At 69.3% G+C, this 13,247-nt stretch carries 18 protein-coding genes and 1 pseudogene; 7 read left to right on the forward strand and 12 right to left on the reverse strand.

The genetic code is table 11. From position 1 onward, the window contains the following. A pseudogene (locus ACFPP6_RS08665) lies at positions 1 to 331 on the forward strand (integrase core domain-containing protein); the annotation flags it as partial. On the opposite strand, the gene ACFPP6_RS08670 reads toward ACFPP6_RS08665, so the two are convergent. From ACFPP6_RS08670 to uppS, 3 genes are read right to left on the reverse strand one after another with little or no spacing between them, the layout of a single operon-like run. Further along, positions 328 to 1,200 (reverse strand): oxygenase MpaB family protein, encoded by an 873-nt coding sequence (locus ACFPP6_RS08670; RefSeq protein ID WP_382038778.1) that lies wholly within the window; start codon positions 1,198 to 1,200, stop codon positions 328 to 330. The pseudogene ACFPP6_RS08665 and the gene ACFPP6_RS08670 overlap by 4 nt on opposite strands. Further along, the gene (locus tag ACFPP6_RS08675; RefSeq protein WP_382038780.1) at positions 1,197 to 1,487 is read right to left on the reverse strand and encodes a hypothetical protein; all 291 of its coding nucleotides are present in this window, start codon (positions 1,485 to 1,487) and stop codon (positions 1,197 to 1,199) included. Before ACFPP6_RS08675 ends, ACFPP6_RS08670 begins: the two co-directional genes overlap by 4 nt. Further along, positions 1,484 to 2,233, reverse strand: coding sequence for a polyprenyl diphosphate synthase (gene uppS / locus ACFPP6_RS08680; protein WP_382038782.1), 750 nt, complete (start codon positions 2,231 to 2,233; stop codon positions 1,484 to 1,486). Before uppS ends, ACFPP6_RS08675 begins: the two co-directional genes overlap by 4 nt. A 497-nt stretch (positions 2,234 to 2,730) precedes the next feature. Between uppS and ACFPP6_RS08685 the strand changes: the two genes are divergently transcribed. After that, positions 2,731 to 2,931, forward strand: a complete 201-nt coding sequence (locus ACFPP6_RS08685; RefSeq protein ID WP_382038784.1) for a hypothetical protein — start codon at positions 2,731 to 2,733, stop codon at positions 2,929 to 2,931. Positions 2,932 to 3,045: 114 nt separating this feature from the next. Here the strand turns inward: ACFPP6_RS08685 and ACFPP6_RS08690 are convergent, their stop codons facing one another. Then, a complete protein-coding gene (locus ACFPP6_RS08690; protein ID WP_382038786.1) occupies positions 3,046 to 3,381 on the reverse strand; it encodes a hypothetical protein in 336 nt (111 codons plus the stop codon). 85 nt (positions 3,382 to 3,466) lie between these two features. Between ACFPP6_RS08690 and ACFPP6_RS08695 the strand changes: the two genes are divergently transcribed. Next, positions 3,467 to 4,495 carry a helix-turn-helix domain-containing protein gene (locus ACFPP6_RS08695; protein WP_382038788.1) on the forward strand — a complete coding sequence of 343 codons (1,029 nt, stop codon included), beginning with the start codon at positions 3,467 to 3,469 and terminating at the stop codon, positions 4,493 to 4,495. A gap of 173 nt (positions 4,496 to 4,668) precedes the next feature. On the opposite strand, the gene ACFPP6_RS08700 is transcribed toward ACFPP6_RS08695, so the two are convergent. Further along, the gene (locus ACFPP6_RS08700; protein ID WP_382038790.1) at positions 4,669 to 5,574 is read right to left on the reverse strand and encodes an NAD(P)/FAD-dependent oxidoreductase; all 906 of its coding nucleotides are present in this window, start codon (positions 5,572 to 5,574) and stop codon (positions 4,669 to 4,671) included. 126 nt (positions 5,575 to 5,700) lie between these two features. Between ACFPP6_RS08700 and ACFPP6_RS08705 the strand changes: the two genes are divergently transcribed. Beyond that, positions 5,701 to 6,237 (forward strand): hypothetical protein, encoded by a 537-nt coding sequence (locus tag ACFPP6_RS08705; RefSeq protein WP_382038792.1) that lies wholly within the window; start codon positions 5,701 to 5,703, stop codon positions 6,235 to 6,237. A gap of 364 nt (positions 6,238 to 6,601) precedes the next feature. Next, a complete protein-coding gene (locus tag ACFPP6_RS08710) occupies positions 6,602 to 7,300 on the forward strand; it encodes a hypothetical protein (RefSeq protein ID WP_382038793.1) in 699 nt (232 codons plus the stop codon). 78 nt (positions 7,301 to 7,378) lie between these two features. Here ACFPP6_RS08710 and ACFPP6_RS08715 read toward each other — a convergent pair whose 3' ends face one another. From ACFPP6_RS08715 to ACFPP6_RS08740, 6 genes are all read right to left on the reverse strand, one after another. Next, the gene (locus ACFPP6_RS08715; RefSeq protein WP_382038795.1) at positions 7,379 to 8,215 is read right to left on the reverse strand and encodes an NmrA family NAD(P)-binding protein; all 837 of its coding nucleotides are present in this window, start codon (positions 8,213 to 8,215) and stop codon (positions 7,379 to 7,381) included. 148 nt (positions 8,216 to 8,363) lie between these two features. Further along, positions 8,364 to 9,233: a class I SAM-dependent methyltransferase gene (locus ACFPP6_RS08720; protein ID WP_382038796.1), complete on the reverse strand. Its 870-nt coding sequence runs from the start codon at positions 9,231 to 9,233 to the stop codon at positions 8,364 to 8,366. Continuing rightward, a complete protein-coding gene (locus tag ACFPP6_RS08725; RefSeq protein WP_382038798.1) occupies positions 9,226 to 9,639 on the reverse strand; it encodes a VOC family protein in 414 nt (137 codons plus the stop codon). The genes ACFPP6_RS08720 and ACFPP6_RS08725 overlap by 8 nt, the downstream gene beginning before the upstream one ends. Continuing rightward, positions 9,629 to 9,808, reverse strand: a complete 180-nt coding sequence (locus ACFPP6_RS08730) for a DNA-binding protein (RefSeq protein ID WP_382038799.1) — start codon at positions 9,806 to 9,808, stop codon at positions 9,629 to 9,631. The genes ACFPP6_RS08725 and ACFPP6_RS08730 overlap by 11 nt, the downstream gene beginning before the upstream one ends. Before the next feature lie 228 nt (positions 9,809 to 10,036). Further along, positions 10,037 to 10,489, reverse strand: coding sequence for a hypothetical protein (locus ACFPP6_RS08735; RefSeq protein ID WP_382038801.1), 453 nt, complete (start codon positions 10,487 to 10,489; stop codon positions 10,037 to 10,039). A 312-nt stretch (positions 10,490 to 10,801) separates the two neighbouring features. Then, positions 10,802 to 10,978 (reverse strand): hypothetical protein, encoded by a 177-nt coding sequence (locus ACFPP6_RS08740; RefSeq protein WP_382038803.1) that lies wholly within the window; start codon positions 10,976 to 10,978, stop codon positions 10,802 to 10,804. A gap of 141 nt (positions 10,979 to 11,119) precedes the next feature. On the opposite strand from ACFPP6_RS08740, the gene ACFPP6_RS08745 reads away from it, so the two are divergent. After that, positions 11,120 to 11,251, forward strand: coding sequence for a hypothetical protein (locus tag ACFPP6_RS08745; protein WP_382038805.1), 132 nt, complete (start codon positions 11,120 to 11,122; stop codon positions 11,249 to 11,251). A gap of 139 nt (positions 11,252 to 11,390) precedes the next feature. After that, positions 11,391 to 11,924 carry a hypothetical protein gene (locus ACFPP6_RS08750; protein ID WP_382038806.1) on the forward strand — a complete coding sequence of 178 codons (534 nt, stop codon included), beginning with the start codon at positions 11,391 to 11,393 and terminating at the stop codon, positions 11,922 to 11,924. Between the two features lie 144 nt (positions 11,925 to 12,068). On the opposite strand, the gene ACFPP6_RS08755 is transcribed toward ACFPP6_RS08750, so the two are convergent. Beyond that, a complete protein-coding gene (locus ACFPP6_RS08755; protein ID WP_382038808.1) occupies positions 12,069 to 13,202 on the reverse strand; it encodes an FAD-dependent oxidoreductase in 1,134 nt (377 codons plus the stop codon). Positions 13,203 to 13,247: the final 45 nt, after the last annotated feature.

A 13,247-nucleotide genomic window follows, 5' to 3' on the forward strand; every position in this document is an offset into this window, starting at 1 on the left:
CGGGCGACTGCCTGGTTCGCCCAGCAGGGCATCACATCGAGCGGGTCCTGACCGACAAAGCCAGGGCCTACACCAAGAGCACCTGGCGCGAACGGGCATCAGCCCTCGCTGGACCAGGCCCTGTCGGCCCCAGACCGACGGCGATGCCGAACGCTGGCACCGCACCCTGTTCGACGGATGGGCCTACATCCAGCCCTGCACCTCAGACGTCCAATGGCAGGCAGCGTTTCCCCAGCGGCTGGACTGGTACAACTACCACCGGCCCCGCACCGGCATCGACGGCTATACACCAGCCGGCCGGGTCACCAACTTGTCCGGACAGCACGCTTAGGGCTGGATGGTTACCGAAGAACGGCGTGCCACGGCAGCCAGGGGCAGGTAGCGGTGACGTTCAGGGAGGAGTCGTTCCGCGGCCGCGATGCAGGTGTAGAGGCGCCGGGTGCGTCGGTGCTGGCGGTCGGTGACGGTGACGCCCAGGCGGTGCAGGTAAGGGAGGGGAAGGGTAGTGAGGGTCAGCCGGGCCGCACGGCGGGCCAGAGGCGGCCAGAGCGCTTGCCACAGCGCCGGTGGTACCCGGCCCGGGGGCGGGCTGTGGAGCAGGGCGCGGCCTAGGAGGTCGCGGACTGCCTGGTTGTCTTCGAGTTGGTCCTCGACGGTTGTCCGGAAGTAGTCCCAGAAGCCGTCCAGGGACGCCGGCAGGTCGTGCCGACCCAGTCCGAGGACCTGGCCTACGGCGAGCCACTCGCCATACATGGCCTTCTGGTCCGCGAGGCTCAGGCGCCTGCCGGACAGGGCACCGTAGGTGATGACCCCTTCGAAGAGGGTGGCGTGGACCCACGCGTACGCGTGCGGCTCGAGGGCGTGGTAGGGGCGGCCCTTCGAGTCCGTGCCACGGATACGTGCATGAAGGGCGCGCAGGCGGCGTGCCTCCGCCGCTGCTTCCTGGGGCGGGGTGTAGACGACGCGTTGGATGGAAGTGATGGTGCGCACGAGGCGTGGCAACAGGTCGGTCTGCAAGCTCGAATGCTCATGCAGACCAGCGCCGACGACGGGATGAGCGGCCTGCAGGACCAGAGCCCGGGCGCCGATGCTCAGGACCGCCCAGCGGCCCATCTGCTGCCAACACACCGAACCCGGGCCTGGCGGACCCGGCGGGGGGCCGGGGGCGCGGGTGTCGGAGGTTTCACCGGGCGCGTTCATGCCGGTACCCGGGCTGAAAGGGCGGTCAAAGTCCGGCTGCGGTGGGCCGTTGCTAGGGCTCGGACCGGACCGATGATGCCGAAGCCGACCGGGCGGAGGGCCAAGGCCGCACCGCGGCGTTCGTCGGTGCGGGCGGTGACGGTGCAGACGGCGATCAGGTGCGATTGCAGATAGCGGGGCAGCGGGAGCCGCACCGGCAGGTACGCGGCACGGTCGCGGCCCGGCGGGGTGCCGGTCGCCTCCAGCACCCGGTGCCAGGCGGTCGGCCGCGGACGACCAGCCGTCATCCGCGCGTGCCTACGGCGACGGCAGAGGGGACCTTGCCGAAGCGCCGCTGACGCAGCTGGTACACGTCGAGGGCCTGCTGCAGGTGTTCGGCCCGGAAGTCGGGCCACAGCACGTCGAGGAAGACCAGTTCCGCGTAGGCGGCCTGCCACAGCATGAAGTTGGACAGGCGGTGCTCGCCTGAGGAGCGCACCAGGAGATCGATATCAGGCAGGTCCGGGTACTGCATGTGGCCTGCCAGAGCGTCCTCGGTGACCTGCTCGGCCGGTACGCCGTGCTCGATGAGCGAACGGGCGGCGCGTACAACGTCGCGCCGCCCCCCGTGGTCGAAGGCCATCGTGAGGGTCATGGCGGTGTTGTGGCGGGTCAGGTGCTCGGCGAACGCGATGTCCTCGTGGACGAAGTCAGGGATGCGGGGGTCGGCCTTGCCCAGGTAGCGCATCCGCACGCCCATCTCGTTCCAGTCACTGGCGTTGTTGCGGATCACTCGCTGGTTGAACAGCATGAGGAAGTCGACCTCATCCTGCGGACGGCGCCAGTTCTCCGTGGAGAACGCGAACAACGACAGCCACGAAATCCCGGAATCACGGGCAGCACGTACGGCTGCAACGATGGCTTCCTCGCCTGCGGAGTGGCCATCGATGCGCTCCAGCTCACGTTCGCGAGCCCACCGGCCGTTGCCATCCATGATCAACGCGACATGACGTGGTGGGCACTGCACAGATGGCTCCTCAGTACGGTCGAACACGGCAGCACACCAGGCGCGCTGAAGGCTGCCCGGTGTCGCCGAACCAGCATCTGAGTACTCAGCCGTGGGTCATGCGCCCGACACGCCCGATTCCCTCGTACGGGAACGAATTTCCACCGTACGGCCCCTCCCACCCTGCGCCCTTCGGCGCAAACCATGCCAGCGCAACATGCACTGCATCCGCCCACCTCCCGGCTGCGGGCCTGCCTTCGTCGGCACCCGAGAAGAACTCGCCGTCCACGAAGCCGCAGCCTCGTCCGCCTCTCCCACGCCAGCGGACACCAACCACTCCACGAGCTGACCTCATCGGTCACCCACCTCGGCCAAGGGCCCACTCCCCTGGCTCACCGGCACGGCTTGATCGGTCCAACTTCAATGGCAAACGATCCAACTTCGTTGTCAGAGGACACGGGCGCCGGGTCCCGCGCCTGCTGCCACTGGTCCCGGCCTGGCTGACCGGCGGCGCCCTGTCGGTGTACGGGGTGGTCCTCAACGTCATGGCTCTGCTGAGCGCCACCGGGGTGACCTCACCTTTCGAGCCGAAGCCGCCGTTCGACACCAGCGCGTCCCTGACCTGGATGGTCTGGTTCGGCGGCCTGGCCTTCGGCGGCTTGGGCTCCGCCCTCATCGTGGCAGCCCGCTCCTACGCGGCCCGCACCCGCTCCACCTGCGCGGGTGCGGAGGCACCGGGGGCCTGACGGGTGTGTCCAAGTGTGCCGCCTCCGCGGCACTCCGGTGGACCGGCTCGGAGCTCGAGCGCACGGCCGAAGTGCCCGCCCGGTGAGAGGCGGGCACTGTCGTACGCCGCGGCGTCAGGGCCTGCGGTACTCGCCCTTGGCGGACACGGCCTCGAAGGTGCACTCCTCGCTGATCGTGGTGGAGCTGCGGGCCCCCAGCGACTCCCACGCCGTGGTGTGCCGCACGACCTGTCCCAGGACCCGGCAGGAGTAGGCCATGCGGACCTGGCTGGCGGATCCCTTGCCCTTGCAGGTGACCCATACGGCGGTGTTGGCCCGGTGACCCTGGCAGCTCGGCGGCTTCCAGGCCTTCTCCGCACCGCTCGTTCCGGCTTGCGCGGCGGGGGCGAGGACGAACCCGGCCGCGCCGAGGGAGAGGGCGGCAACCGCGGTGGCTACGCGTCTGAACACGATGGCTCCTTGTGCCTCAAGTTGTGCCTCAAGTGGAAGGCGAGCCTCGGCCCCGATGGCCCTCGGGGTGGCCCGGGACGAGCTTGTGAGCATCGGCGAAACAGGGTCAATGCCGTGGTCCGTCCCGGACGCGGAAACCGTGTCCGGCCTGCTGTCCGGGCCTTGTCCGGACAGGTTGGCCGGTTCGCGGATTGCGGCCCCGGGCGACGCCCGGAACCATTCCGGCATGAGGGGGACGGGCATACATCTGCGCAGGGCACGCGACGCGGGCGAGTTCACGGACCGCATGCGGCGGCTCAAGGAACGCTCGGGCCTGACCTACCGGGAGCTGGAACAGCGGGCGCAGGATCGCGGCGAGGTCCTCCCCCGCAGCACCCTCTCGGACGTACTGCAACGCCAGTACCTGCCCCGGCCGGAACTGCTCGTCGCGTTCCTCCACGTATGCGGGGTGGAGGACGAGCGCGATATCGAGGCCTGGCTGGAAACGCGCACCCGTATAGAGGGCGCGTCGGGCAGTGGACGACGCCTCCGGTCCAAGCCGTTGGCCGCCGCCGTGGCCGTGATCGTCATCCTCCTGCTGGCGGCAGGTGTGTGGATGCTGCTGTCCGACGACGACGAAGGGGAGGCACCCATACCGGCCACCCCGGCGGCGGTACGGGGCTGGGTGGAGATCCGTCCGGCCCGGACCCCGCACCTGTGCCTGACGGAGGGGCGCGACCGCAGTGGGGCGTACGCCAGTGCGATCGCCGCCCAGCGCCCTTGCAAGGAGGCGAAGCCGCCGCGCACCTACCTCAAGCCGGTGCACGACGGCCCCGACGCCCCGCACTACATCGAATGGCACCATCCGCAACACGGCAGGGGTTGCCTGACGATCCGACGCAGCGCCCCGGCGAAGGGCATGCTCGAACCGTGGGACGCGTGCACCAGCTCCAACAAGGATCAGCTTTTCCGCGTAGAGCCTGCCGGAGCGGCGTCGCGCTATCGCCTGCGCGTGGAGGCCACGTCCCAGTGCATCGGCATCGCCGCCGACGACACGCGCCCGGAGGCAGAGGCCGTCGAGAAGCGGTGCGCTGACGGACCGGACCAGCAATTCCTCATCGAGAACGTGGCCTGACCGGCCGGGCGCTACGTGAGACGGCCGCCGTCGGCGGCGTTGACCGCTTGACTTTTGGCTCCTTTGACCTCGGCGCTGATTCAGGCGGCGTCGGCGCGGCCGCCGAAACCCGGTCGCGGCGGCCATGCACCGGCCGAGCGATTGCGCCGCAATCGCTCCCCGAGCGTGGACGGTCAGCCGAGGCCGGGCTGGGCCCGGTAGTACGGCTCCAGCGCCGCCCGCGAGCCGTCGCCCATGGCCACCGCGATCCTTTGCATACGGGCCCCCTTCAGATCACCGGCAACCAGCACTCGCGGGTGCTGCTCCTCCGGCGGGCAGTACCCGTCCGCTCCGACGACCAGGCCCGGCACGGCTGCCGGCTTCGAGCCCATGTTGCCCAGCACGGTGTCGACGACGAAGTTGTGCACGCCGCCGCCCGGGCGCCAGGCACTGATCCGGAAGCCCTCCGGGACCGGTGCGATGGTGACGCGGTCGACGATGTCCAGGCCGAGGCGCGGGTTGCCGGCGACCTCGTCGGTCTTGTACCGGTCAGCCTCAGGGAACAGCACATCGAAATGCACCTTCGCCCGCGGATGCGCGCGCAGCCAGGTGCCCAGCGGCCGGTCCGCGCCCAGCACCACCACCCGGCGTCCTTCCAGGTCACCGGCCGCCGCCCACCACAGCGGCGGCAGCCATCTGGTCTCCCCCGCCTCGACCCAGGGGGCATCCTCGGGCGCGAGCGCCGTCACCCCGGTGGCGACCACCGCGGCCGACGCCGTCAGGACACGGCCGTCGTCGAGCGCGACCTCGGCACGGTCGTCATGGCCGGCCACCCGTACGACCCGGCCGGACAGCACGCTGACACGCCCCAGCTCCTGATGCCGGGCAAGGTCTCCCGCGAGCGCCTCGGCCAGCGCGGCGCCCGTCGACCAGCCACCCGGAACGTTCTCCAGAGCCCCGATCGCCCGCAGCTTCGCCCCCACCTCCTCGGCCTCGACGACCACGCACGTCATCCTCAGACTCGACGCCATCACCGCAGCGGCCACCCCGGCCGGCCCCGCACCGACCACCAGCAGGTCCGCATCCCACGACGGGCTCATGCGCAGGCTCCTTCCGAAGAGCAGGGGCTGCCCGCCCGACTCCGTACGGGTCGTGGCGGCTGATGGGCTTCGGCGGCCGCCGGCCCGGCTACCGCTTGCACAGCTTCATCGGCCATACTGCCCGCCGTGGAGCACCGCAGAGACCAGAACAACCCGACCGTGCACGCCGCCGGAACCGATCCGGCGTTCGTCCCCGGCCTGACCCCGCCGCGCCCTGCCGAGGCAAAGGAGCGTACGCCGGTACCGGCGGACGCCGAACCGGATGCCGGCGCCGCTTCAGAACCGAAGGCGAAAACGGAGGCGGAAACGGAGGCCGAGGTGGAATCGGAAGCGGAGGTGGCTGTCGCCGAAGGGGAACCTCGACCGGTCGCCGACGGCCCGGTCTTCGAGGTATCCGACCGACGCGGTTCGATCACCGTCGACAGCACCGGCGTCACGTTCCGGCTGGACGACGAGATGGCCGAGTTCGACTGGTCGGAGATCGGCGCGGTGGAGACGAACACCCCCCGGTTCGGCCGCCGACTCACCGTCAGCGTGTACACCAGCCGCCGCAGCTACGACACCCACATCGACGCGCCGAACCGGAACCTGCTCAAGCAATGGGTGACGGAACTGGACACAGTGCTCGACGCGCACTTCGAAGACAGCAAGAGCACCAACTGACCAGCAGGAACAGGCTCTCACGGTCTGCGGCGGCGCGAGCGCGACACCGCAGACCGGCATCGACGCGGCCCGGCGCCCCGATCAACCGGCGGCCACAGCCCCAGGCCGAAGCCACACCGGGCGTTCACGAGTGCACCTGACGTGCAGCAACGAGGCCCGCTGGAGATCATTTCCCGATCCACCGTTGATCGCTCCCAGCCCATGCCGTCATGGGCACCCGGTTAGCGGATGCCTGGAGTCCTACAGTTCGATGGTGCTACCAGCTGGTGCAGGATGAACGGACTCAGGGGGGGTGGCCGTGGCAGGATTCGAGCGGCGCGGGACAGGCGGGCGGCAGTGGCGTGGTGGGTGGGCAGGCGGGGTAATGCTCTCGCTGGCCCTGGTGGTGTCGACCGCGGGCTGCTCTCACGGGCCCGATGACCGGAAACTGCGTTCTCTGGCGGTCTCGGACCAGGCGCGGGCCAGGAGAGCGCAGCAGGAACACAAGCTCCAGGCGCTGGTCGGCCGCCTCGGTTCCGTGACCGGCCTCGATTATGCGTTCACCCGCTTCAGGGACGACTGTGCCAGACCCGGCTCGCAGGCCCTGTGGGGCTCGGACGATCCCGAGCACTCCCTCGTCTGCGACATGGAGGCGGTGGCCTACTTCGGCGTCCGGGACGACATGACCGACGTCCTTCCCAGGATCCGCGCAGCCTCCCTCGCGCAATGGGGGCTCCAGGACGAGAACGGCGAGGACTTGCCCTACGCGAGGGGATCGGTGCGCTACGCACTGGACTACTACCGCAACCACGGCAAGTATCCGGACGGGCGCAACATGAGCCCACCGGAACTCCAGTCCCCTGACCTGACGATCGCGTGGGATGTAGCGCCCTACGGGCTGGTGGAAGAGGCACCTGGATGTCCGCCACCGCGATACCTCTACCTCCGCTGCGACATCACCCCGGAGGCGACAGCGACCGTCCGTGCCGTACGCGCCAAGTACGGAACCGTGCTGGCCTTCCGTATCGGCCAGGAGGCACACTCGTCCTGGCGCGGCTACTACACCGTGCCCCGCAAGCGGTAAGGGCATAACAGCAGTCCCCGAGCCGACTCAGGAACAGTCGGGGTAGTGACGCCCGGGGGTTCAGATCGCTGCCCTGGCCTAGCCGGCCTTGACGCGGGGCGCCTGGAAGTGTTCCGTGTGCTCGGCCACCCACTGTGCGAACGTGCGCGCCGGGTGGCCGGTCACCTGCTTGACGGTGTCCACGACGGTCGTGGAGGCATCGCTGGGAGCGGAGTACCAGCCGATGACATAGTCGGCGTCCGCCCGGGGCACACCGGTGGCCATCAGCCGGTCGACGGCCTGCTCGTGCGTGATCGGGACGAAATCGATGTCGCGCCGGATTGCCCGGGACAGGATGGCGATCCGTTCACGCGGGGTCAGCGATTCGGGCCCGGTGAGGTTGTAGGCACGCCCCGCATGGCCGTCTTCGAGCAGCGCAACCGCTGCCACTGCCGCGATGTCGGCCTCGTGGACGAGCGCGCTGGGAAAGTCGTACGGCTCGCGCACGATCCCCTCGGACCGAACCGATTCGCTCCAGGCCAACGTGTTGGACATGAACTCTTGCGGTTCCAGGCGTGTCCATTCCACACCCGAGTCCGCCACGGCCTGCTCGACCGGCCCCACACCACCACCCCACAGCACGGTGATGCGCCGCACACCCGCGCCGACCGCCCGCCGCACCAGCTCGGGCCCGACCTCGGCGAGCCCCGCCGTCACCGTGATGTGCAGACGGCTGACGCCATCGAGGGCGGCGTCCAGCCTCTCCGGTGCCGTGTGCGTGCCGGCCACCAGCTCCACCTCGGCCGGAAGCCTTCCCGCGGCCGCGGCCGCAGCCGGATTCCGCGTCAGTGCCCGAACGCGCTCTCCTCGGCGGACCAGCTCTGCCACCACATGCCGCCCCGTGTTCCCGGTGGCACCCGTAACCAACGTCGTCACAGTTGAGTTCCTTTCGTCGTCGACGACCCTAGAAGCTCAACCGCAGTTGAGATCAAGAAGCCCGCCCGACCACCGGTGTGCCCGTCGGTTCGTCAGTCCGTCGGTTCGTCAGTCCGTCGGTCCGTCGGTCCGTCGGTCCGTCGACGGGCTACACCTCGGCGACGAGGAACTGCTCGGCCCGGGGCGGGCGCAGGCCGTCGTGACGGTCGGCGAAGTACCGGGCGGCCAGGTCGTCGGGAGATACGTGCACGGCCTTCGTGAACCCCGCTTCCAGGGCTGCTTTCTGCATTTCGCCGGGTGAGTAGAGGCTGATGAACGGGGTGCCGGAGGCGGCGGCGTTGCGCATCGAGAACTCCTGGACCTGGCGCTGGTCCAGGTCGAGCATGTCCAGCGGCAGCAGGAACGTCGTGGCGAATACGGAGCCGGGCGCGAGTGCGGCGACCTGGCGCAGCGTCGCTGTGTTGGCTTCGTGTGTGAGGTACATGCTGACGCCGGTCGACGCGACGACCGTCGGCTTCCGCGGATCGAACCCGGCGGCCGTCAGCCGTTCCCACCACGAGTCGCCTGCCTCGAAGTCGACGGGCACGAAGGTCAGCCAGGGCGGGATGTCGTAGCCGAGCTCGTCGAGACGCTGCCGCTTCCACGCCTGGGTGCCCGGCTGGTCGACCTCGAAAACGCTGAGGCGGGAGCCGAGTTCGGGGCGCCGCTGGGCGAAGGTGTCCAGGCCTGCGCCGAGGATGACGTACTGGGTCGCGCCGACGTCGGCGCGTTCGGCGACGAGGTCCTCGATGAAGCGGGCGCGGGCGACCATGGACGCGCGAACGCCGCTGACGCCCGGCATGGTCATGTCGCCCCGTTCCCGCCAGTGCTGCCCGGGATCGGCGAGCTTCAGCCCGATCTCGTCCTCCAGCACGTGGGGCGGGGCGTCGGCCTGGACGTGAAGGGCGCGCCACAGTGCGACGCGCACAGCGGTGTGGTCGGGTTCGTGCAGGTCGGGGCGGTGTTGTTCGTCAGCCATGGCGATGCCCTTCTGTGCCGTCGTTGCCGTCGTTGCTCTTGTTGCTCTTGTTGCTGTCGCTTCTGTCGCGGAGCGGGGATTCGAGTGCGACGATCCGCCCGTCGGGGTCCCGGACCAGTGCCTGTTGGACGCCCCAGTGCGTCGGCGTGAACTGCTGGGCGAACTCCGGTGCACGGTCGGGCGCGAAGGCCTCGGCGTCCGCCACCTTGAGCACGGGGTGAGTGGCGAGCTCGCGTTCGTGCTGCTCGACGATGAACACGTAAGGTCCGCCGGCCGGATGGGACCAGTGCCCGGAGCCGTGATCGGTCTCCAGGACGTTCTCGAAGCCCAGCGACTTCCAGAACGCAGCAGTTGCACCATAGTTACGGGTCTCGACGAGGAACCCCTCGATGCCGTCAGTCGTCATGCGTGCTCTCCTTCCCGGCGCTTGCGACGCGCTGGAGGTACTCGGTCAGGGCTGTCGCGACAATCGCGGAGAGGGATAGCTCGGTGTCGACAGCGTGATGTTTGACCTCGCGGATGAGGTCGACGGGCAGGTAGACGTTGAACTGCTTTACCTGTCTCTCGGCGGCCATGTTTAGGATGCTAGCAATCTAGGGGCGCATGTGTGGTGACCGGCGTCACAGAGGCGCCCCCGGCGGCAGCTGCTCGCATTTCGGTAAGCAGATGACTGAACCGCCCTCCGCATACCGGACGTTGGGCCCCGCTCCTACCGGCGGCCTACGCCTCAAGGCCGGTGGGCCGTTGTGTGCCGGGTTCGGCTTGGAGCCCGGCAACGCGGGGCGGTCGGGTTTCGGACCGGCTCAGATGGCGCACAAGCCCGCGATGCCGAGTGTGATCAGTGCGGCGACCTTCAGCAGTTCGAGGCCGAGGTAGAGGTGGTGGGCCCGCGAGCGTGGAGGGTTCTGTCCGGCGAGTACTCGTTCGCTGCGCCGGTTGAGTGCCGGCCGGACGGCCGCGAGCTGCACAACCAGGAGAGCTGCGACTGCCGCAGCGGACACGGCAACGAACGCGGTGGAGGAGCCGATCGCGACCACCACGACGATCACTGCGGCCAGCGCGGCCTCGGCGATGTTGAGTGCCCGGAACACCACCCGCCCGATACTCACACCCAGGCGGGTGACATCTGCTTTCGTCGCGCCGGCCGCACGGAGCGCGCGGAACTTCAGGGGCGCCTCAAGGCAGGAAATGCCCAGCACCATGCCCAGCCAGGTGAAGGAAGCCGCGATGGTCAGGGCAGCTGCGATGTGGCTCATCACGTGTTCCCCCTGGGGACTGGCTGTCAACTACGGGACCCACCACACCCATCCTCCGCCCCACCCCCTGCGAGTGCGAAGGCGCGGGGCCGAAGGGCAACGCGGTGAGCGGCTCTGCTGCCGAGCGAGGTGTCCTAGATCACTGAGGCGAGTTCCGTCAGGAATCCATCATTCCGGCTTCCATCGCCCTACGTTCACCGAACGCGACAGGATCGCCACAGAAACGACACGTCCTCTCCACAGAAATCGATCATGAACAGAACCGTGAAGAGAGCCGCGAGGGGACGTGCCCGCAGGCGCCAAGCTGACCGCCTACAAGGGCGGTGTCCAAGTCAGTGACGCCAACGGCAGCACGATCGCAACGGTGCAGCCCGGCACCGTCACGGACACCAACGGCACGACCCACAAGGTCGATCTCGCGGTGAACGGCAACACCGTCACCCAGACCATCGAAGGCGTCACCGGCGACACCGTCACCGGCACGATCACGCCCCCGACCTACTCCCTGGGCAGCGACACCCCCGCCACCCCCGCCGCAGCCGCCGCGAAGAAGACCACCAAGATGATGACGGCGGCGAATTCCCTCATGGCCGCTCCGCTTCCAAGAACAGCGACGAGCACGACAAGTGCATGGCCAAGAAGATCGGCACGAGCATCGTCGTCGGAGGTGCCATGGGCGCCCTCACCGGCCCCGAAGGAGTCGCCATCGGCATGCTCACCGGCGCGTTCAAGGGCATCGCCAAGGGCGTCATAGAATGCTGACCCAGCACGTGACCTGATTCACCTCAACGACCGCGTCCCCCTGCCTACGGACTGGCAGGGGGACGCGGTGTTTTCGGGGGCGGCAGCCCTCCTGCCCCGAACAATTCATGCTGGAGGAAACGTGGAAGGGAAGACAGAAGTGAGCGAAGGACCGCCGGCCTTCTACATCTTCCTGGCGCCGGGCCACAGCACGCGCACCCGGATGCGCACAGCCCTGGCAGAGGTCTTCGATCTGCCGGCCCATGACGTCGAGCTGTATGACGGCGACGATGCGACCGGCACGTACGACTGCCGGTGGGACGCCCCCGTGCTCTGCGGCTTTCAACGGCGCAGGGGAGATCTGGACTGGGCCTTCGACGTCGGTCTCGCGGCAGAGCGGTCCTACCGCCCGGCGGAGCGGGACCTGGCCGTGCTCCTCGCCCGCGCCATGGGCACCTCCCTCCTCTTCCCCGGCGACGTGCACCTGCCCTGGATCTGGCAGGTCGCGACACCGAAGGGCGAGGTGAGCTACGCACGTCTCGACGAGCCCGAGGAGGAGGGCGGCGAGCTGACGGTCCCGGCGGTGGAGATCGCGGTTCCGGAATTCCCGAACGCCGACGTCCTTGCCTTCCCGGAACTCGACCGCATGCGACAGGCCGGAGAAGGCCACGCATCAGATCGTCGACACCGCTGACCGACACCTACGGTGGTCGGCGCGGGCCATGGGCACCCGTCTGCCTCAGACCCGGGCAGCGCCCGCGGCATCACCTCGGTCCCGGCCCCGGGAGCTGTCCGATCAGCAGCGAAAACAGTCACTGCAGTGACCTCGGCTGGTGGCTCACAGGGTCTGCCCTTCTTCGATGAACGCGGCGATCAGGCTGTGGGGGACGTCGTCGCCGAAGAGGAGCTCGATGAGGTGGGTGCCTTCGGCGGCGGCTTCGGTGCTGCGGGGGAACATGGCCTGCTCGTATTCGGTGAGGGCGGCTTCGACGTCGTCGGGGTGCGCGGCGAGGGCCTTGCCGAGTTCGGCGCCGTCGAGCATGGCCAGGTTGGCGCCTTCGCCGTTCGGGGTCGCGAGGTGGGCGGCGTCGCCGAGCAGGGTCACGCCCGGCACCCGGTCCCACCGATGCCCGGCCGGCAGAGCATAGTGGGGGCGCAGGACCGGCGCGGTGTCGCCGTCGGTGATCAGGGCGGCGAGTTCCGGCGCCCAGCCGCCGAACTCTTGCGCAATCCGTGCGGTGGCCGCGGCGGCATCGGTGAAATCGATGTCGGCGAACCAGTCCTGCGGCTTGGACAGCCCCACGTAGATGTGCAGGGTGTCGCCGCTCTCCCGGTGGGCGAAGATCTCCTTGCCCGGCGCGGGCACGATCATCGACCCGCCGCCGACCGTTTTCGCCGCGGCCGGGTGCCGGGTGTCGGCGTCGAACAGGTAGGTTTCGACGACCGACGTGCCGGCGTACTCGGGTATGGCGGTGGAGAGCAGCGGACGGACCCGTGACCACGCGCCGTCCGCGCCGACCAGCAGGCTGGTGGCGACGGTGCTGCCGTCGGCGAAGGTCACTTCGTGGCGGCCCCCGCCGAGGGCGCGGGTGCTGCCGGCCCTGTGCCCCCACCGAACGGTGCCGTCCGGGAGTGAGTCGAGCAGGATCTGTCGCAGGTCGCCGCGCTGCACCTCGGGGCGTCCGCCCGTGCCGTCGTCGGCTTTGTCGAGCAGGACGGTCCCGTCCCGGTCGAGGACCCGCATCGCCTGGCGGCCCTCCAGGACGATGGCGTGGAACTCGTCCATCAGGCCGGCCGCCTGGAGGGCGAGCTGCCCGTTGTAGTCGTGGATGTCGAGCATCCCGCCCTGCGTGCGAGCCGACGGTGAGGACTCCGCCTCGTAGACCGCGGCCGGGATGCCATGGACGTGCAGGACGCGGGCCAGCGTGAGTCCGCCGAGTCCTGCGCCGATGATCGTGACGGGCGTCTGCATGGTGGCTCCTCGGAATCGGGGCCGCCCGGTGAGCTCCGGTCGGCC

The sequence above is a fragment of the Streptomyces aureoversilis genome, from assembly GCF_042657885.1.
Classification (GTDB): domain Bacteria; phylum Actinomycetota; class Actinomycetes; order Streptomycetales; family Streptomycetaceae; genus Streptomyces; species Streptomyces aureoversilis.